14 protein-coding genes and 1 tRNA gene are annotated in these 17,138 nt (G+C 69.7%); 10 read left to right on the top strand and 5 right to left on the bottom strand.

Features of this window, described 5'->3' with window-relative positions:
* Positions 1-5 precede the first annotated feature (5 nt).
* Positions 6-3,209 (bottom strand): tetratricopeptide repeat protein, encoded by a 3,204-nt coding sequence (locus tag ACYVOK_RS32400; protein WP_460666404.1) that lies wholly within the window; start codon positions 3,207-3,209, stop codon positions 6-8.
* 147 nt (positions 3,210-3,356) lie between these two features.
* On the opposite strand from ACYVOK_RS32400, the gene ACYVOK_RS32395 reads away from it, so the two are divergent.
* The 3 genes from ACYVOK_RS32395 to ACYVOK_RS32385 all read left to right on the top strand — a co-directional run bounded on the left by ACYVOK_RS32395 (position 3,357) and on the right by ACYVOK_RS32385 (position 5,424).
* Positions 3,357-4,277 (top strand): class I SAM-dependent methyltransferase, encoded by a 921-nt coding sequence (locus tag ACYVOK_RS32395; protein ID WP_460666403.1) that lies wholly within the window; start codon positions 3,357-3,359, stop codon positions 4,275-4,277.
* Positions 4,278-4,672: 395 nt separating this feature from the next.
* Entirely contained in the window at positions 4,673-5,320 is a 648-nt protein-coding gene (gene orn, locus ACYVOK_RS32390; RefSeq protein WP_460666402.1) for an oligoribonuclease, read from the top strand.
* Positions 5,321-5,351: 31 nt separating this feature from the next.
* Positions 5,352-5,424: transfer RNA gene (locus tag ACYVOK_RS32385), tRNA-His, on the top strand.
* A 371-nt stretch (positions 5,425-5,795) separates the two neighbouring features.
* Here the strand turns inward: ACYVOK_RS32385 and ACYVOK_RS32380 are convergent.
* On the bottom strand, positions 5,796-6,416 hold the full coding sequence (locus ACYVOK_RS32380; RefSeq protein WP_460666401.1) for a response regulator: 621 nt from the start codon (positions 6,414-6,416) through the stop codon (positions 5,796-5,798).
* Positions 6,413-7,618 (bottom strand): sensor histidine kinase, encoded by a 1,206-nt coding sequence (locus ACYVOK_RS32375; protein ID WP_460666400.1) that lies wholly within the window; start codon positions 7,616-7,618, stop codon positions 6,413-6,415. The genes ACYVOK_RS32380 and ACYVOK_RS32375 overlap by 4 nt, the downstream gene beginning before the upstream one ends.
* A 137-nt stretch (positions 7,619-7,755) precedes the next feature.
* On the opposite strand from ACYVOK_RS32375, the gene ACYVOK_RS32370 reads away from it, so the two are divergent.
* Both ACYVOK_RS32370 and ACYVOK_RS32365 read left to right on the top strand, forming a co-directional pair.
* Positions 7,756-8,706 (top strand): SMP-30/gluconolactonase/LRE family protein, encoded by a 951-nt coding sequence (locus ACYVOK_RS32370; RefSeq protein WP_460666399.1) that lies wholly within the window; start codon positions 7,756-7,758, stop codon positions 8,704-8,706.
* Positions 8,707-8,801: 95 nt separating this feature from the next.
* Positions 8,802-9,899: an ankyrin repeat domain-containing protein gene (locus tag ACYVOK_RS32365; protein ID WP_460666398.1), complete on the top strand. Its 1,098-nt coding sequence runs from the start codon at positions 8,802-8,804 to the stop codon at positions 9,897-9,899.
* A gap of 38 nt (positions 9,900-9,937) precedes the next feature.
* Here ACYVOK_RS32365 and ACYVOK_RS32360 read toward each other — a convergent pair whose 3' ends face one another.
* The gene (locus tag ACYVOK_RS32360) at positions 9,938-10,630 is read right to left on the bottom strand and encodes a DUF429 domain-containing protein (RefSeq protein ID WP_460666397.1); all 693 of its coding nucleotides are present in this window, start codon (positions 10,628-10,630) and stop codon (positions 9,938-9,940) included.
* Between the two features lie 40 nt (positions 10,631-10,670).
* On the opposite strand from ACYVOK_RS32360, the gene ACYVOK_RS32355 reads away from it, so the two are divergent.
* Genes ACYVOK_RS32355 through ACYVOK_RS32345 form a run of 3 tightly spaced genes read left to right on the top strand, consistent with a single transcriptional unit; the run spans position 10,671 to position 13,031 of the window.
* Positions 10,671-11,396, top strand: coding sequence for a lipoate--protein ligase family protein (locus ACYVOK_RS32355; RefSeq protein ID WP_460666396.1), 726 nt, complete (start codon positions 10,671-10,673; stop codon positions 11,394-11,396).
* Positions 11,393-12,640, top strand: a complete 1,248-nt coding sequence (locus ACYVOK_RS32350; RefSeq protein WP_460666395.1) for an amidase — start codon at positions 11,393-11,395, stop codon at positions 12,638-12,640. The genes ACYVOK_RS32355 and ACYVOK_RS32350 overlap by 4 nt, the downstream gene beginning before the upstream one ends.
* Before the next feature lie 10 nt (positions 12,641-12,650).
* Positions 12,651-13,031, top strand: a complete 381-nt coding sequence (locus ACYVOK_RS32345; RefSeq protein ID WP_460666394.1) for a VOC family protein — start codon at positions 12,651-12,653, stop codon at positions 13,029-13,031.
* Here the strand turns inward: ACYVOK_RS32345 and ACYVOK_RS32340 are convergent.
* Positions 12,987-14,723, bottom strand: a complete 1,737-nt coding sequence (locus ACYVOK_RS32340) for an aminotransferase class V-fold PLP-dependent enzyme (RefSeq protein WP_460666393.1) — start codon at positions 14,721-14,723, stop codon at positions 12,987-12,989. The two genes, ACYVOK_RS32345 and ACYVOK_RS32340, sit on opposite strands and share 45 nt — an antisense overlap.
* Before the next feature lie 197 nt (positions 14,724-14,920).
* On the opposite strand from ACYVOK_RS32340, the gene tenA reads away from it, so the two are divergent.
* Together tenA and ACYVOK_RS32330 are read left to right on the top strand one after the other, a co-directional pair.
* Entirely contained in the window at positions 14,921-15,580 is a 660-nt protein-coding gene (gene tenA, locus ACYVOK_RS32335) for a thiaminase II (RefSeq protein WP_460666392.1), read from the top strand.
* Positions 15,580-17,133 carry a phytoene desaturase family protein gene (locus tag ACYVOK_RS32330; protein ID WP_460666445.1) on the top strand — a complete coding sequence of 518 codons (1,554 nt, stop codon included), beginning with the start codon at positions 15,580-15,582 and terminating at the stop codon, positions 17,131-17,133. Before tenA ends, ACYVOK_RS32330 begins: the two co-directional genes overlap by 1 nt.
* Positions 17,134-17,138: the final 5 nt, after the last annotated feature.

The following is a 17,138-nucleotide window of genomic DNA, read 5'->3' as shown; positions in this document are numbered from 1 at the left end:
AAGCCTTAAAGCCGGGCCGGCACCGCCGGATAGGGGGCCGGCTCGACCTCCAGCTCGGCCATCCGCTGCACGTAGGTGCGGTACGCCCGGCGGGCCTCCCCGTGCGCGCCGCTCGCCTGGTACGCCGCCACCAGGCCGAGGTGCGCGCGTTCGTCGTACTGGTCGCGCTGCAGGATCCGGAGCAGGTAGCCGGCCGCCGCGTCGGGGTCACGGCGACCCCGCTCGGCCAGTACACGGGCGACCCGGACGTACAGCGCCCGGGCCTCATCACGCATGCCTGCGGCCCAGTCGGCGTACACATCCTCCTCCAGGAAGTCGCCGCTGTACGCCGCCTCGGCAGCGCGGAGCAACCGCAGATCGCCGGTGTTGAGGCCCTCCCGCGCGTCACGGAGGAACAACTCGACGTCGACCGCCGTCTGCTCACCGTCGAGCCAGATGGTGGCGCGGTCGGCACCGACGAAGTGGTCCGCTGGGTACTTCTTGTCCGGGTCGAGTACGGAGCGCACGGTGGACAGGGCCACCGACAGCCTGGGTGAGGCAACCGACTCGTCCTGGTCCGGCCAGAGCAGGTCCAGCAGTTGTACTCGGGCGACCGGACGGCAGCGGCGCGCCACCAGGATCTTCAGCAGATCACGAGCCTTCTTCGAGGGCCACTCCCCCAGCTGGACGGCCTTGCCGTACCGGAGCACGCGGAAGCCGCCAAGGCACTCGATGCGGACTGGGACCGGCCGGGTCTCGTCGCTGGTTGCCAACGCCTCAGCCGCGTAGCGAGTCGCGCCTGCAGCCAGGAACTGCTGATGGGCACGCAGGGCCAGCTCACGACCTTCTGGGCCTTTGGTGCGCTTGGCAAGCATCAACTCGGCCCGTGCCTCGCCCAACTGGTCCCCCAACTCGCTTCGGATGTTCAGGACCTCGTGTAGCACCTCACCGCCACCCGCTGCGGCGTACAGCTCCAGCGCGTCGGCCAAGCCCGCTCGGTCACGTCGCTTGCGACAGAGCGCGGCTGCCTCCTCTGCGGTCGCTGCAGCCTCGGTCTGGTTGCCCGCATGCAGTGTGACCCAGCCCAACGCGACCAGCGCGCCGGAGAGGCCGAGGACAGGGCCGTAGGCAACGGCTTGGCGTGCCATCGCGGCGAGCTCGGCTGCCCGTTCCGGTTCTTCGACGGCCAGCACCCGGGCCAGACCGGCGAGTGAAGGCACCAGGGACTGCATGTCCCTGGTCTCCTCGGCGATCGGGATGGCCTCCTCGAAACAGGCTCTGGCCATCGCACGGTCTCCCCGCTCGCGGTAGACCTCGCCGAGCACGGACAGCGGCTGTGCGACGCGCTTGGAGTCCAGCTTCTGGTAGAGCGCTCGTGACGCCTCCAGCTCGCCGATGGCCTCGTCCAACCGGCCCAACCTGAGCAACGCCTCGCCACGGTTGTTGAGGGCAAGGGCGCGGAACACCGCGAAGCCTGCCCGGTCCGCGAGCTCCAGAGCGACGTCAAGTTCCTTCAAGCCGAGCTCGTAGTCGCCTTCGGCGATGTGATGCGACGAGCGGTTCACCCGGATACGGATCGACTGCAGGAGGTCGCCGGCCCGCTCCGCGTGCTCCAGCGCGCGCACGTAGTTCGTGTAGTTGCCGTGTGGGTCGCTGTCGACCGCTGCCAGCATGGCGAGCACGGTGTGGGCGATGGCAAGGGCGCCGTCGTCTCCGGAGAGCTTGGCCGACTTGTGGGCGGCGGTCACCAGTCGGCGGCACTCCTCGAACTCGCCGCGCAACCAATGCGCACCGGCCCACCACGCCTGCAGCAGCGCCTCGTCGGTGGGATGCCGACCGTCGATCCGGCCACGCTGGTACGTCGCGATCGCCACATCGGTCTGGCCACGCAGGTGATGGATGAGTCCCAGCCGCCAGGCGACGCCGACCGGGATCTCACCCTCCGGCCCGATGATCCGGTCGAAGCACTCCATCGCGCCCTGCCAGTCCCCGAGTACCTGCCGGGCTTCACCCTCCAACTGGTCCAAAGCGGGGTCGTGCAGCTCTGCAGGCAGTGCGGTGACGGCAGCGACCACGGTCTCGGCCAGGCCGGCAGTGACCATCGCATGCCCTTTCTCGGTCAGCATGCGAGCGGCCGCAGCCGGGTCGACGGCTTGGTAGCAGGCCAGCGCGTCCCGGTGCTCTCCTGTCGCCTCGAACCACCTGGCAGCCGCGAGGGTGAGCTCGGCCGTCTCCTGCTCGGCGGCCGCCAGCCTGTCCTTGGCGAAGTTTCGGACCAGCGGGTTGAGCTCGTAGCCGTCCGCTTCACCGGCCGACACGAGCAGTCCCCTAGTGCGGAGCTGCTGGAGTGTCTCGGCGCTGTCTGTGAGTCCTATCGCCTTGCACAGCTCGGATCCGAATCGCGGCAACACGGCCACGGCTGCGACCAACCGCCGTACCGCTGGAGGCTCGGCTGCGAAGACCTCCTCGGCCAGGTAGTCGTACAGCGGGCCGTCCGACCGCAGCGCCCGGCGCAACCGGCTACCGCGCCCGTCGGCCGGTGCTGTGCGCAGGGCCTCCACGGCAAGGCGTACGGCGGCCGGCCAGCCATGGACCGCGGTCTGCAACGACTCGGCGAGCTCCTCGGTACCCTCACCGAGCACCTGCCGGAGTACGCCGAGCGTCTCGGGGACTGTGAACGCGAGAGCGGTCGCATCGATCTCCATCACCTGACCGCGGCCACGGAGGCGGTCGATGCCGAACGGCAGCTGGGTGCGGGAGGCAACGACCAGGTGAAGGTTCGACGGCGCGGTGCGGACCAGGCCCTCGATCAGCCTGGTGGCGGGAGCGTCCGGGTCGATCTCGTGCAGGTCGTCCAGAACGAGGACGAGGTCGGTGCTGAGGTTCTGTTCCAGGGCGTCGGCGAGGAGAGCGGCGTACGCGAGCGCCCGGGTCTCCTGCTCGGCGTCGGCATCCGGGCCGCGGGGACTCTGCAACTCGGCCGGGATGGCTTCGAGGGCAGGCACCTGGCGGCGGAGGGCCGCGACCAGACCGGCGACCATGGCGGCGAGCGAGGCGTCCTCCGCGCGAACCGTGTGCCAGGCGCACGGACGCCCGGCCGCCCAAGAACTGAGCAGTGTCGATTTTCCGAACCCGGCGTCGGCCACGACGGTCAGCAGCCGCCGCTGCACCCCCTCGTCCAGCAACGACGTCAACCGGGGACGACCCACCGTCCCCGCCACGGTTTCCACCGGCCGCCCACCTCCTCCCCAGACCCGAATAGGACAGCACCTCGCGTGACCACGTGGCAACCGTGCCGCCCCGGTCGGACCTGAAATCACTTGCCGAAACGGCAACCGGATGTGGGGGTTGCCGGCCGGCGGGCGGAAACTGGCGGCATGGTGGAGATCGAATGGAGTGCAGAGGCCGGACGGCTGCGGGCGTCGGCGGCGAACGAGGCCGAGTGGAACGCGACGGTTGCCGCGAGCCTGGTCCGTGACAGCGACAAGGTGGCCGTGGACGTCGGCTGCGGAGGCGGCGGGATGGCCAAGGCACTGGCCGAGGCGATGCCGGCCGGTACGACGGTGGTCGCGATCGACGCGGATCCCGACGTACTGGAGCAGGCCCGCGAGCACACCGCCGGCGCCGTCCGGTGTGAACTGGCCTCGATGGAGGACGGCGCCGAACCGTTGCGCAAGGCAATCGACGCGCCGGCGGACCTGATCTGGGCGTCGGCCTCGGTGCACCACGCCGCGGATCAGCAGGCAGCCGTCGACGCGCTGGCCTCGCTGCTGGCACCGGGTGGGCGGCTGGCACTCGCGGAAGGTGGTCTGCCGGCGCGGCACCTCCCCTGGGATCTGGGGATCGGTGAGCCGGGTCTGGAGCTGCGGCTGGACCTGGCGCAGGACCGGTGGTTCGCGGCGATGCGTGACGCGCTGCCGGGCACGGTGCCGATGCCGTACGGGTGGACCGATGCCCTGACCCGCGCCGGACTGACCGACGTGACCACTCGGAGCATCCTGACCGAGTCCCCACCGCCGCTGTCCCCCGAGCAGCGTGATCGGCTCATCACGCAGTTCCAGCACCGCATCGACCGCCTGAACCCGGACGCCGCGCCGGCTCACGGGCATGGTCATGGGCATGGGCATGGGCATGGCCACGGTCACGGTCACGTGGAGCCGCAGGAGTGGCTGTCGGCCGAGGACCTGGCGGTATGGAAGCAGCTACTGGACCCGGACAGCACCCACTACCTCGGCCGACGCACCGACCTAGCCATCCTCTCCGCCCGCAGCATCCACCTCGCCCACGCCCCAAGCTGAGTCCTTCCACCTCGGAGTCCCGGCGGCACAGCACACCCCGGGGTCCCGGCGGCACGACGCACGGGTGCTCCCCCGGCAGCACGACCTGCGGGGTTTCGCGGCGGCACGGCGTACGGAACGTTTCCTGCGACACGACGCACAGCAGTCGACGGCGTCGTACGGGAGCTTCCCGGCCGCACGACCTACGGCAGTCTCCCGGACGGGGACGGCGTACGGGAGGTTCCCGGGCGAGAACGACGTACTGGAGCTTCCTGGCGCACGACGTACGGGCGGTTTCCCCGCCCCGTGACGTACCGCAGGTCCCGGTGGGACAGGGTGGTGGAGAGGAACGCCACGTTGTCGGTGGGGGGCGGTTGGGGCGACGGTGTCGGTGGGTCGCCGTAAGGTGGGTGCCCATGAACGACCGGCTGGTGTGGATCGACTGCGAGATGACCGGCCTCGACCTGGCGGCGGACGCCCTGATCGAGGTCGCGGTTCTCGTCACCGACTACGAACTGAACGTGCTCGGTGACGGGATCGACCTGGTGATCGCGCCACCCCCGGGCGCGCTCGAGCAGATGGGCGACTTCGTCCGCGACATGCACACCGACTCCGGCCTGCTCGCCGAACTCGAGAACGGCATCCCGCTCGCCGAGGCCGAGCAGCAGGTGCTCGACTTCATCACCGGGTACGTGAAGGAGCCGCGCAAGGCCGCGCTGGCCGGCAACTCCGTCGGCACCGACCGGACGTTCCTGGTCCGCGACATGCCGCGGGTCGAGGCCCACCTGCACTACCGCAACGTCGACGTCAGCTCGATCAAGGAACTCGTCCGGCGGTGGTACCCGCGGGTGTACTACGCGACCCCCGCCAAAACCGGCAACCACCGGGCGCTCGCGGACATCACCGAGAGCATCGCCGAGCTCAGGTACTACCGGCAGACCGTCTTCGTACCCCCGCCGGGGCCCGACTCCGACACCGCCCGGGCCGCCGCCAGCCGGGTCATCGAGGGGGTCAACGGGGTGCCCGCGGACCCGATTTCTGGTAATCGGCCATCGTCGCTATGATTGCTCAGCCGTCGCAGTCAGGGCGGCAATGGTGGGTGTAGCTCAGCTGGTAGAGCACCTGGTTGTGGTCCAGGTGGTCGCGGGTTCGAGTCCCGTCACTCACCCAAAGGCGAAGGCGACCTGTGCCCGCGGAAACCGCGGACCGGGTCGCCTTCGCCGTCTTCTGCGCCGTCGCTCCACCCGCCGCCAGCGGGCCCTCCGCCACCCGCACCCCCCACACCTTCGCCCCGCTAGGCGGACTATGGTCACCCGCACTCCGCTTCGGCGGGCGTGGGTGACGAGGGGTGGATGGGAGGATGGGCGGGTGAAGGGTTCTGGGAGTTTGTGGTTCGGGTATGGGGTTGTGGTTGTCGTCACGTTCGTCGTGGGGTTTCTTGCCTTCGCGGTGTGGGTTTTGTCGAAGGTGTTCTGAGCAGGTTCCCCCACCCAGCCCCGCGGCATCCTGCGGGCTTCAAGCGACGACGTCGTTCGGTGTTCAGCCGGGTGGGCGGATGATGCGTTGTTCTATGGCGCGGGCTACGGCGGCGGCTCGGGTGTCGACTTCGAGTTTGGTGTAGATGTGGGAGAGGTGGGACTTGATCGTTGCCTCGCTCACGAAGAGGCGTTTGGCGAGTTCGCGGTTCGACTGGCCGGTGGCCAGCAGGCCGAGGATCTCGACCTCTCGGTCGGTGAGGAGCGGCCCGGAGCGTTTGACCAGGCGGGCGGCGACGGCCGGGGCCAGGACCACCTCGCCGCGTGCGGTGCCGCGGATGGCGCGGAACAGGTCCTCGGGCGGCGCGTCCTTCAGCAGATAACCGGACGCCCCGGCGTCGATCGCGCTGAGGATGTCTGCCTCGGTGTCGTACGTCGTGAGCACCAGGACTTGCGGCGGTTCCGGCAGGGAACGCAGCCGCGCGGTGACCTCAGCACCACCAGGACCGCTTCCTAGGTTCAGATCCATCAGTACGACGTCCGGCCGCACAGCCGCAACCAGTTGCTCGGCGCTGTGCGCGTCGGACGCCTCACCAACCACAGTCAGGTCGTCCTGACCGTCGACGAGTGCACGCATCCCGGCACGGACCACCGGATGGTCGTCGACCAGCGCAACCCGGATCATGGCCGCTCCAGCGGCACTGAGGCCGCAAGCGCCGTACCTTCACCAGGCTCGCTCTCCAGCACGAGAGTCCCGCCAAGTGCCTCCAGCCGCTCACGAATACCTGCCAGGCCGCGCCCACGGTCAGGGCCAGTAGCGCGAGCCGTCAGACCGCGCCCGTCGTCGCGAACGTCCAGTACGACGGCATCGGGCTGGTAGGTCAGCGTGACGACCGCAGTGCTCGCATCAGCATGCTCGATCACGTTAGCCAGTGCACCACGCGCAGTACGTAGCAAAGCGGTCTCTACCTCCGGCCCGAGCGCTACCGGCGTGCCGTGCACCTGGACCTGCACGTCGACCTCGCTGTGCTCAGCCAGCCGCTCACAGGCCTGCCGCAGTACGTCCGGCAACGACCCGCTCAACAGGTCGGACGGCGCCAGGTCCCGCACGACCCGCCGTACTTCGTCCAACCCGTCGCGCGCCGTGGCCGCCGCTTGAGCCGCGTGCTCGCGGGCAGCGGCCGGTCGGTCGTCCCACTCGCGTTCAGCGGCCTGCAACAGCAGATTGATGCTGGACAGCCCTTGAGCCACGCTGTCGTGGATCTCCCGCGAGAGCCGTGCCCGCTCGGCCAGTACGCCGGCCTGATGCTGTGCGTCGGCCAGATCACCCTGTGCCGCGTGCAGGTCGTCCAGCAACGCCTGCCGCGCCAGCGCATCCCGCTCCAACGCTCTATAGGCGCTGACGGCGAGTACGGCGACGCACACCGGCCCGAGCACGATCGTCGGGTCCAGCCGGTCTGTCATGCGGGTCCATGTGACCACAGTGGTCACCACCATCCCTGCCACGACCACGCAGGCCGGCCAGAACGGCAGCACCCGCAGCGCCACGAACGACAGTGGTACGGCGCACCACGCGAAGGACGGCGCCAGCAGCACCAGTCCGACCCACACCACCACCAGCAACGCCAGCCACACCCGCCCGGGCAGCACCCGGTACGCCGCGTACGTCGCCAGCAACACAGCAGCTCCGGCGAGCACCCACGGGGCCTGGTCGCCGAACCCGTGCCCGGAGAGGTACCGCACAGCGGACGCCAGCACCAGTACGACGAACGCCGCGTGCAGCACCGTCACCAGCCCGTTGGCACGACCGAGGATCCCGGTCGCCCAAGCGGGCGCAGTCGGGCTCCCGGCGGCTGCCGGCGTGCTGTGTGAACGCGCAGTAGTCATATCCAGCCGATGGTAGGCCCGAAAGCCGCCGTACCGAATCATCCGTTCGGCTATCTGATCGTCCCCGATTGCCCGTCGTCCCCGCGGCGCCCACAGAGCAGGCTGGAGACATCCACTACTCCAGAAGCGAGGTACTCATGTCCGTACGCTCCCTGTCCGCCGCCCTGGCGCTGTCCGCCGCCCTCATCGGAGTCGGCGCGCCCACGGCGTCCGCCCGGCCTGCCAGCTACGAGCTGCCCGGTGACGCGGGCGGGTCCAAGTTCGAGGGCATCGGGTACGACGTACGCACGCAGCGTTTCTACGTGTCGGAGACGACGGGTGGCGAGATCCACCGCGGTCAGCTCAACTCCACGGCCGCTACGGAGTGGCTGCGCGGTGACGGGACCGACGGCCGCTGGACGGCTCGCGGCGTCACTGTGGACTCGGAGGGTCGCGTGTACGTCGCCGGAGGTCCCAACGGCATCGACCACGCGGGTGCGCCGGACCTGTGGGTGTACGACCAGTCCGGCCGGCTGCTGGCGGCTATGCGCACCGGTGTCGCCAACGCGTTCCTCAACGACGTGGTGATCGGCCCGGACGGTGCGGCGTACTTCACCAACTCCAACGCGCCGCAGGTGTTCCGCGTGGCCGAGCGAAACGGCGAGTGGACGGTCCGGACCTGGGTGGACGCCACGGCGACGATCCCGACCCAGACCGGGTTCAACCTCGGCGGCATCGTGCTGTCACCGGACCGCAGTGCTCTGGTCGTGGCCCAGGGCAACGTTGGCAAGCTCTGGAGGTTCGACCTGGGCAGCGGCAAGGTCTCACCGATCGACACCGGTACGGCGGAACTGGTCAACGCCGACGGTCTCGTGCGGAACGGCGACCAGTTGTGGGTCGTGCGCAACTTCTCCCGCGTCCTGACCACGCTGACGCTTTCGTCCGACGGACGCACCGCGACTCTGGTCTCCGCCACCCCGACCGACCCGTCCCGCGTGTTCACGACCGCCAAGCTGGCACAGGGCAGGCTGCTGCTCGTTGACAGTAAGTTCGACGAGCAGGTCGCCGTACCGCCGTACCAGGTCGTCGCGCTGACCCCGCCACGCTGATGTACAGAGTGATAGCCCTGGCTGCCGCCATCCTGGTGGCGGCAGCCTGCTCCACCACACCGCCCGTACCAACCCCGAGCGCGAGGACGTCCACCGTGCAGCAAGCCGCATCGCTCGACCAGCAGCTGATCGCCGCGGCCTGGAAGAACGACGTGCCGACAGCCCGTCGGCTGATCGCGGCCGGCGCTGACGTGAACGCGGTCGACGACACCGTGCAGAGCGCCTTCCTGATCGCTGCGAGCGAGGGTTACCTCGACCTGCTCGATCTCACGCTCCAGCACGGCGCGGACGTCCGGAGCCTCGACAGCTACCGCGGTACGGCGCTCATCCGCGCTGCCGAACGCGGTCACGCCGCTGTGGTCGGCCGCCTGCTCCGCGCCGGTGTGGCCGTCAACCACGTCAACCGCCTCGGCTGGACCGCTCTGCACGAGGCAATCCTGCTCGGCGACGGGAGCCAGCGGTACGTCGACACCGTCCGCCTACTCATCGCCGGCGGAGCCAACCGCGACCTCCCGGCCGAGCGCGACGGGGTCACGCCGGTCCAGGCCGCCCGCGGACAAGTGGCCGCCGTACTGAGCTCAAAACTGCCGTCTCGCGACCAAGCCCCGGCCGTGCTCCTCGAGGCTGCCGAAGCGGGTGATGCCAACCGTGTGGCCGCTGCCCTCGCGGCCGGCGCGCCGCTCGAGTCGCGGGACGAGCACCGCCGTACGGCACTCCTGCTCGCGTCGCTGGGCGACCACGTCGACACGGCCCGCCTGTTGGTCGCACTCGGCGCAGACCCGGACGCCCAGGACGACCGTCAGGACTCGGCCTGGCTGGTCACGGGTGTGACGGGCAGCGTCGCCATGCTGGAGACCCTGCTGCCGGCCGACCCGGACCTCAATCTTCGCAACCGTTTCGGCGGCATCTCGATCATCCCGGCGAGCGAACGCGGCCACGTCGACTACGTTCGTCGCGTCGTCCAGACCGGCATCAACGTCAACCATGTCAACAACCTCGGCTGGACCGCGCTGCTGGAAGCCGTCATCCTCGGCAAGGGCACCGAACCTTGGCAACAGATCGTCGCCATCCTCCTCGCAGCCGGCGCCAACCCCTCCCTCGCAGACAGCAACGGCGTCACTCCCCTCCAACACGCCGTCGACCGCGGCTACGACGAAATAGCCACGCTCCTCCGCAAGGCCGGCGCCCGCTAGGTCATGCCTGCCGTCGCCGAGGAATTGCCGGACACGACCTACGCCCAGATCGCGGCCGGCGTCCCGTCGCCGAACAGTTCCGGAGGTTCTGGGTAGGCGAGGGCGCGGCCCTCGGCATAACGCCTGGCTGTCCAGGCCGCCGCAGCCGCGTCGAGTACGTCGTCGACGGCGGCGGACTCGCCCGCGGGACCGATGTCGGCGGGAACCTGCATGCCGGCGTTCGCCAGCAGCCGTCGGCGTTCCTCCCCGCCTGCCCAGGTCGACTTCGGATGCGTCAACGGGCGGCCGGCCATCGTCGCGAAGCAGACTTCGGGATGCACCTCGATGACTGCACACGCCGCGGTCGGCGCCCACGCATCGACTTCCAGAATCTTCCGCGCCAACGCGTACGCCTGCTGACTCAGCCCCTTCCCGGTCGCCCGCAGATTCACCGCCGACGCCTCGGCATGCGTCGCCGCGACGAGTGCCTCCCTGACCGGCGTCGAGAACACCGACGACGCCCGCCTCCCCACCACTCTCCGCGCCAGCACGTCAGCCTGCCGCGCCCCGGTGATCGGCAGCCCAATAGGTATGTCCACCCCCACCACAGCCAGAGCCCCATCCCGCTCCGCCCGCTCCACCAACTCCCCGATCGTCACCCCGAAGTACCCCCGCAGCTCCCCCGAGATCCCCACCCACCCCCTCCTACAGGCGTCAACCCCCAACACCCGGTCAACCGTCGGCTCCGCCATGACCGTCAGTGTCACATGGCACGATGGCGGGGTGTTGGTGATGGGTGGCGGGGGTGGGGACGGGGCCGTCGAGTTGGCGGGGGCTCAGGCGTTGGTGCGGCGGGTTTCGGCCGGCGAGGTGACGGAGGCCCTGCGGGTGTATCGGCCCTCGGCGCCTGTGGTCGTGTTCGGACGGCGGGACACGCGGCTGCCGGGGTTCGGGCCGGCGGTTCGGGCTGCTCGGGCAGCCGGGTTCGAGCCGTTGGTACGGGCAGTCGGCGGTCGGCCGGTGGCCTACACGTCTGAGGCGTTGGTCGTCGACCACGTCAAGCAGGAGCGGTTGGCGCCGGATGGGCTGGAGACGCGGTTCAAGCAGTTCGGGTTGATGTACGCCGACGTCCTGCGAGCACTCGGCATCGACGCGCGGGTCGGTGCTGTGCCTGGTGAATACTGCCCCGGTGCGCACAGCGTCAACGCACGCGGCGTGGTGAAACTGGCCGGGACCGGACAACGCGTCGTACCCAACGGCTGGCTGTTCAGCGCGCTGATCGTGGTGGGCGACGACGCACGACTCCGCCCTGTGCTGACCGAGATCTACGCTCAGCTGGAACTGCCGTTCGATCCCGCGTCGGTCGGTTCTGTCTCGAGTGAAGTGCCCGACCTGACCGTCGACGCCGTCCAGCACCAACTCCTCGAGGCGTACGGCGCGACGAGTCCACAACCGCCGGACGCGGAAACGCTCAAGCTGGCGACCGAACTCGCCGCCGATCACCGAGTCGACGCATGAGCGGTCTCGCGGAGGTCGCCGAGGCTGTGCGCACCGGCCGGCTGGACCCCGTCGTACTGGTCGAGGAGGCTCTCCGACGCGCGGAGGAATCGCAGCACCTGAACGCGGTCGTGCACCTCGATGCCGACGGCGCCCGCAAGGCCGCGGCCGAGCATCCACGGACCGGCGCGCTGGCCGGCGTACCCGTGCTGGTCAAAGAGATCATCGAGGTCGAGGGACTGCCCTATCGCTGTGGATCCGCGGCAATGGACGGGATCGCGCGACGTGACGCCGAGGTGGTCGCGCGCCTCCGGGCGGCCGGCGCGATCGTCATCGGGCTGAGTCACACCCACGAGTTCGCCTACGGCTGCACGGGTACGTCGAATCGGGTCGGACCTTGCCGCAACCCGCATGACCCGACCCGGATGACCGGCGGTTCGAGCTCCGGTGCCGGAGCGGCGGTCGCGGCCGGGATCGTCCCGCTCGCGATCGGCACCGACACGGCCGGATCGGTCCGCATCCCGGCCGCACTCTGCGGAGTGGTCGGCTTCAAACCGTCGTACGGCACGCTGCCGGCCGACGGCGTCTTCCCCCTCGCGCAGAGCCTCGACCACGTCGGCGTACTCACGACCACTGTCGACGATGCCGCGTACGCCGTCGCGGCGTTGACGGGCTCAACCGCGAACCAGCCCGTGGTCGAGGAACTCGGAGTGGTCGTGAACGAGGAGTACCTCGACTTGACTCCGGACGTGGAAGCCGCGTGGACTCACGCGATCCGGCGATTGCCGACCGTCGACGTACGCCTACCGGACTGGGCCGAGAGCTTCCACACCGCTGCCGATCTCCAAGGCCCGGAGGCCGCCGCGAACCATGCCGGTCGCGCCACCGACCGCTACCAACCCGACGTCCGGGAACGGCTCCGCGACGCAGCCGCCGTTCCGCGGTACCGGTACGACGCGGCCCGCACGAAGGCAGCCGAGATCACCAAGACGATGACCGACCTCCTCCACCAGGTCGACGCCGTGATCACCCCGACCGTCCTCACCCCTGCCCCACCGATCGACGCCATCGACGATCCGGACGGCGCTCGCGTCGTACGCGCCCAACTGCTCACGAACACCCGTCTGGCGAACCTCACCAGACACCCCGCGATCACCATCCCGATCCCCACCCCGGGCCTTCCCGTCGGCCTCCAAGTGATTGCCAGAGACAACGACCAGGCCCTCGCCGCCGCGGACTTGATCTCAAGCCGACTTGAGGTCTGAGAATCGTCCCATGGAGATGACATTGCGGATCGAGGTCTTCGCGGAGGACCTCCATCGGGCCGGACGGTTCTATCGGGACGTGCTCGGCTTCGAGGAGCTGTCCCGGCAGGAGCGGTACCTGTGGATGCGCCGCGGGTCGGCGCTGATCGGCATCGGCGCCGCCCCGGAGCCCGTCGATCCCGCGGTACGGCGAGTGCCGGCCGGGACCGAGATCGTGCTGGAAGTCGACGACATCGACGCCGAGTACGAGCGCGTGCGGGCGACCGGCTGGCCGGTCGAGGGGCCGGTACAACTGCGGGAGTGGGGGTTGCGGGACTTCCGGCTCTTCGATGCCGACGGCTACTACCTACGCATGACGTCCCGGCAGCCCCGACAGACATCGGGAGGGTAGGTCGAACCAGCGGAGGTGGTCGAAGTCCGCGTTGACGTGGCCCTCGCCGTCCGGGCTGATCCGGCAGCTGGAGAGGAGTTCGCGGGCTTCGGCCAAGTAGTCCTCCAGGGCTGACTCCGGGGCGGTGTGGTCGTGGTGCGGATACCGCAACGTGCCGTCGGCGTCGTACCCGACCTGGGACAGCCGCATCGGCGGCTCGACGGGACCGCGGTGGTGGCGCCACAGCCCGTTCGTCGGGTCGAAGCGGTAGTCGCCGAGCAGCCGCCAGCCGTCGCGGGCGACCAGTTTGACCGCCTCGACGACGTACGAGAACACCGCCTCGGAGATGAAGTAATTGAAGTTGACCCGCACCCAGCCCGGTTTGATCCCCTCGCATCCGTGCAGGATCTCCTCGGCGAACTCGTGCGACCGCTCCAGGTCGATCCCGAGCAGCGCGTGACCGTACGGACCCGCGCACGAACACCCGCCGCGCGACTGGATGCCGAACAGGTCGTTCAGCAGCGCGACCACGAAGTTGTGGTGCAGGTACCTCCCGGACGGTGCCTTCACCACGAACGACACGATCGACAGCCGCTCGGCGTCCAGGTTGCCGAGGATCTGGAGGTTCGGCTCCGCCCGCCAGGCCTCGACCGCTCGCCGCAGGTACGCGTCCTCGTGTGCCCGGATCACGTCGATCCCGACCGCCTGTTTGAGCTGGAACGCGAGCCCGGCCCGGATCGACCCGATGATCGCCGGCGTCCCGCCCTCCTCGCGGTGCACCGGGTCCTCGAGGTACCGGTGCTCGAGCGGGTTCACGTACGCGACCGTCCCACCACCGGGGACGTCGGGAACCCGGTTGCGGAGCAGTTCGCGACGGGCCACGAGGACGCCGGGGGTCCCAGGTCCGCCGATCATCTTGTGCGGACTCAGGAAGATCGCGTCCTTGTACGCCAACGGGTCGTCGCCGTACATGTCGATCTCCACGTACGGCGCCGCGGCCGCGCAGTCCCAGAACGACAAGGCGCCGTACCGATGCAGCAACGCCGACACGCGACGGGTGTCGCTGACGATTCCGGTGACGTTGCTGGCCGCGGAGAACGAGCCGATCTTCAGCGGGCGGTCGGCGTACTGCACCAGACGCGACTCGAGTTGGTCGATGTCGATGTGGCCGTCGTGGTCCTGGCTGATCACGACCACGTCGGCGATCGACTCGCGCCACGGCAGCTCGTTGGAGTGGTGCTCGTACGGCCCGATGAAGACGACCGGTCGCTGCTCCGGCGGGATCTGGTCGGTGAAGTGATAGGTGTCGTCGAGCTCGGCCGGGATGCGCAGGCCCATGATGCCGATCAGCTTGTCGATCGCGCCGGTCGCGCCGGAGCCGCAGAAGATCACCGCGGTCTCCTCGTCGCCGCCGACGCTGTCGCGGATGATCCGGCGGGCGTCCTCGCGCAGCCGGGTGGTCTGCAGACCGGTGCCGCTGGACTCGGTGTGGGTGTTCGCGTAGCGCGGCAGGACCTCCGCGCGGATGAAGTCCTCGAGGAAGGTGAGCGCGCGGCCTGAAGCGGTGTAGTCGGCGTACGTGACCCGGCGCGGGCCGTACGGCCCCGGCATCACCTGGTCGTCACCGATCACCGACGCCCGGATCCGGGCCAGCAAGGGCGTGTCGGGCGGCATCTCGACCGCCGACTCAACCCGCTCCCCCTGCATGGTCATGGGGCCTCCCGGTCGTGGACCGAAGCGCCCGGAGCGACGAGGGAAGACCGGGAGTTCCCGCCCCATCACCCGCCGCCCCGGAGGCGTGGCATCAACACCTCATGGCGTCAGGGTAGAGCGAGCGAGTGACTTTCGTCTCGTGCCGCCGCGTCGCGTTGTGGATAAGGTCGTCGCAGTCGACGCCGAGGGAGTTGGGGATGACGCTTTCCAGCGAGCTGTGGGACCGCGGCGGGGCGCCCGTGTACGCCGAGATCGTCCGGCACCCGTTCATCACCGGGCTGACCGACGGCACGCTGGACCACGAGGCGTTCCGCTACTTCATCGTGCAGGACAGTCACTATCTGCGCTCGTACTCCCGGGCGCTTACGCTGGTCGCCGGCCGGGCGGTCGACGAGGACGCGGTCAGCATGTTCGCACTGCACGCCGCCAACGCGATCGAGGTGGAGCGCTCGCTGCACACCTCGCTCCTCGATTCACTGGGCCTCGCGTCGGCTGACGTCGATGCGGCCGGTTCCGGTCCTACGACGACGGCGTACATGTCGTATCTGACCGCGGTCTGCGCGACGGGCACGTACGCCGAGGCCGTGGCCGCCGTACTGCCCTGCTACTGGATCTACCGCGACGTGGGCCGCGAGCTGCTCAAGCGGTCGTCGCCGGACCCGCTCTACCGCCAGTGGATCGAGACGTACGGCTCGGACGAGTTCGACGCGGTGGTCGAGTCGGTGCTGGCCGTGACCGACGCTCTGGACGTGAGCGCCTCCGAGCGGGAGCGTTGTCATCAGCACTTCAGGACGACGTGCCGCTACGAGTGGATGTTCTGGGACGCCGCGTACAAGAGGCTGGAGTGGCCGGTCTGATGAAGGACTTCTACGACGTCGTCATCGTCGGCGGCGGGCACAACGGGCTCGTCGCGGCCTCGTACCTCGCCCAGTCCGGGCTGTCCACGCTGCTGCTCGAGCAGCAGGCCCACACCGGCGGTGCTGCGGTCAGCCAGCAGGTCTTCCCGGGTGTGGACGCGCGGCTGTCGCGGTACTCGTACCTGGTCAGTCTGCTGCCCGACAAGATCGCCGCCGACCTGGGGCTGTCTCTGGAGCTCCGGTCGCGCGCCGTCGCGTCGTACACGCCGGTACGACGCTCAGGACGCGATCTCGGCCTGATGGTGGAGCGACCCGAGGGCAGGGCGACCCGGGAGTCGTTCGCCGCGCTCACGGGGAGTAATGCGGAGTACTCGGCCTGGACGTCCTTCTACGACGCCGTCGGCTCCCTGGCCGCCGCCGTCGCCCCGACTCTTCTCGAACCGCTGCAACCCGCCGCCGCACTGCGGTCCCGAGTCGACGCCGAGCTCTGGGACGAGCTCGTGGAACGTCCCCTCGGCGAGACCATCGAACGACGCTTCGCCGACGACACCGTCCGCGGCGTGGTCGCCACAGACTCGGTCATCGGCACGTTCGCGAGCCTGCACGACGAGTCCCTGCTGCAGAACCGCTGCTTCCTCTACCACCTCATCGGCAACGGCACAGGCGAGTGGCGCGTGCCGGTCGGCGGCATGGGCGCCGTCACCGACGCCCTCGCCGACGCAGCGCGCCGCGCCGGTGCGTCCCTGGTCACCGACGCGGAAGTGACCTCGATCGAGGTCGACGGCGTGCGTGGATCCGTCACCTGGCTCGGCGGCGACGGTGAGCGGTCTGTGGACTGCTCGTGGGTGCTTTCCAACGTCGCACCGTCCACTCTGGCCGAACTCCGCGGTCAGACCGGTGTCGAGAAACCCGAAGGCTCGCAGCTCAAGATCAACCTGCTGCTGTCGCGGCTGCCGGCACTGAAGTCGGGCGACGACCCGCGGCGGGCGTTCGCCGGGACCTTCCACATCGACGAGGACTACAGCCAGTTGGAGGCGGCCTACCAGTCGGCCGCCGCGGGGGTCCTGCCGCCGACGCCACCGTCGGAGGTTTACTGCCACTCGCTGACCGACCCCTCCATCCTGGCGCCGTCGCTGGTTGCCTCCGGCTACCACACGCTGACCGTCTTCGGCGTCCACTTCCCCGCCCGATTGTTTGCCTCTGACAACGATGCGGCCCGGGACGAGGCGACCCGGCGGGTGCTGGCCGGCCTCGACTCGTACCTGGCCGAACCGCTCGAGGACTGCATCGCCCGCGACGCCGACGGCAACCTGTGCATCGAGGCCAAGACGCCGTACGACATCGAGCGATTCGTCGGCATGCCCGGCGGCCACATCTTCCACGGCGACCTGCAATGGCCCTGGGCGGCCGACGCCGCCGACGTGGGCCGCTGGGGCACCGAAACCGACGTCGCCAACCTGCTGATCTGCGGCTCCGGCGCCCGCCGCGGCGGCGCCGTCTCCGGCATCGCCGGCCACAACGCCGCCATGTCCGTCCTGTCCCGCCACCCCTGACCGAA

This window comes from Kribbella swartbergensis (assembly GCF_054784135.1).
The sequence above is the reverse complement of the archived record's forward strand: the minus strand, read 5'-3'. Positions and strand labels throughout refer to the sequence as shown.

Coding starts and splice junctions, on each gene's coding strand:
- ACYVOK_RS32370 (WP_460666399.1), top strand. CDS start 7,756: ATGTCCGTACGCTCCCTGTCCGCCGCCCTGGCGCTGTCCGCCGCCCTC.
- ACYVOK_RS32340 (WP_460666393.1), bottom strand. CDS start 14,723: ATGACCATGCAGGGGGAGCGGGTTGAGTCGGCGGTCGAGATGCCGCCC.
- ACYVOK_RS32330 (WP_460666445.1), top strand. CDS start 15,580: ATGAAGGACTTCTACGACGTCGTCATCGTCGGCGGCGGGCACAACGGG.
- ACYVOK_RS32375 (WP_460666400.1), bottom strand. CDS start 7,618: ATGACTACTGCGCGTTCACACAGCACGCCGGCAGCCGCCGGGAGCCCG.
- ACYVOK_RS32350 (WP_460666395.1), top strand. CDS start 11,393: ATGAGCGGTCTCGCGGAGGTCGCCGAGGCTGTGCGCACCGGCCGGCTG.
- ACYVOK_RS32355 (WP_460666396.1), top strand. CDS start 10,671: ATGGGTGGCGGGGGTGGGGACGGGGCCGTCGAGTTGGCGGGGGCTCAG.
- ACYVOK_RS32380 (WP_460666401.1), bottom strand. CDS start 6,416: ATGATCCGGGTTGCGCTGGTCGACGACCATCCGGTGGTCCGTGCCGGG.
- orn (WP_460666402.1), top strand. CDS start 4,673: ATGAACGACCGGCTGGTGTGGATCGACTGCGAGATGACCGGCCTCGAC.
- ACYVOK_RS32345 (WP_460666394.1), top strand. CDS start 12,651: ATGGAGATGACATTGCGGATCGAGGTCTTCGCGGAGGACCTCCATCGG.
- ACYVOK_RS32360 (WP_460666397.1), bottom strand. CDS start 10,630: ATGGCGGAGCCGACGGTTGACCGGGTGTTGGGGGTTGACGCCTGTAGG.
- tenA (WP_460666392.1), top strand. CDS start 14,921: ATGACGCTTTCCAGCGAGCTGTGGGACCGCGGCGGGGCGCCCGTGTAC.
- ACYVOK_RS32395 (WP_460666403.1), top strand. CDS start 3,357: ATGGTGGAGATCGAATGGAGTGCAGAGGCCGGACGGCTGCGGGCGTCG.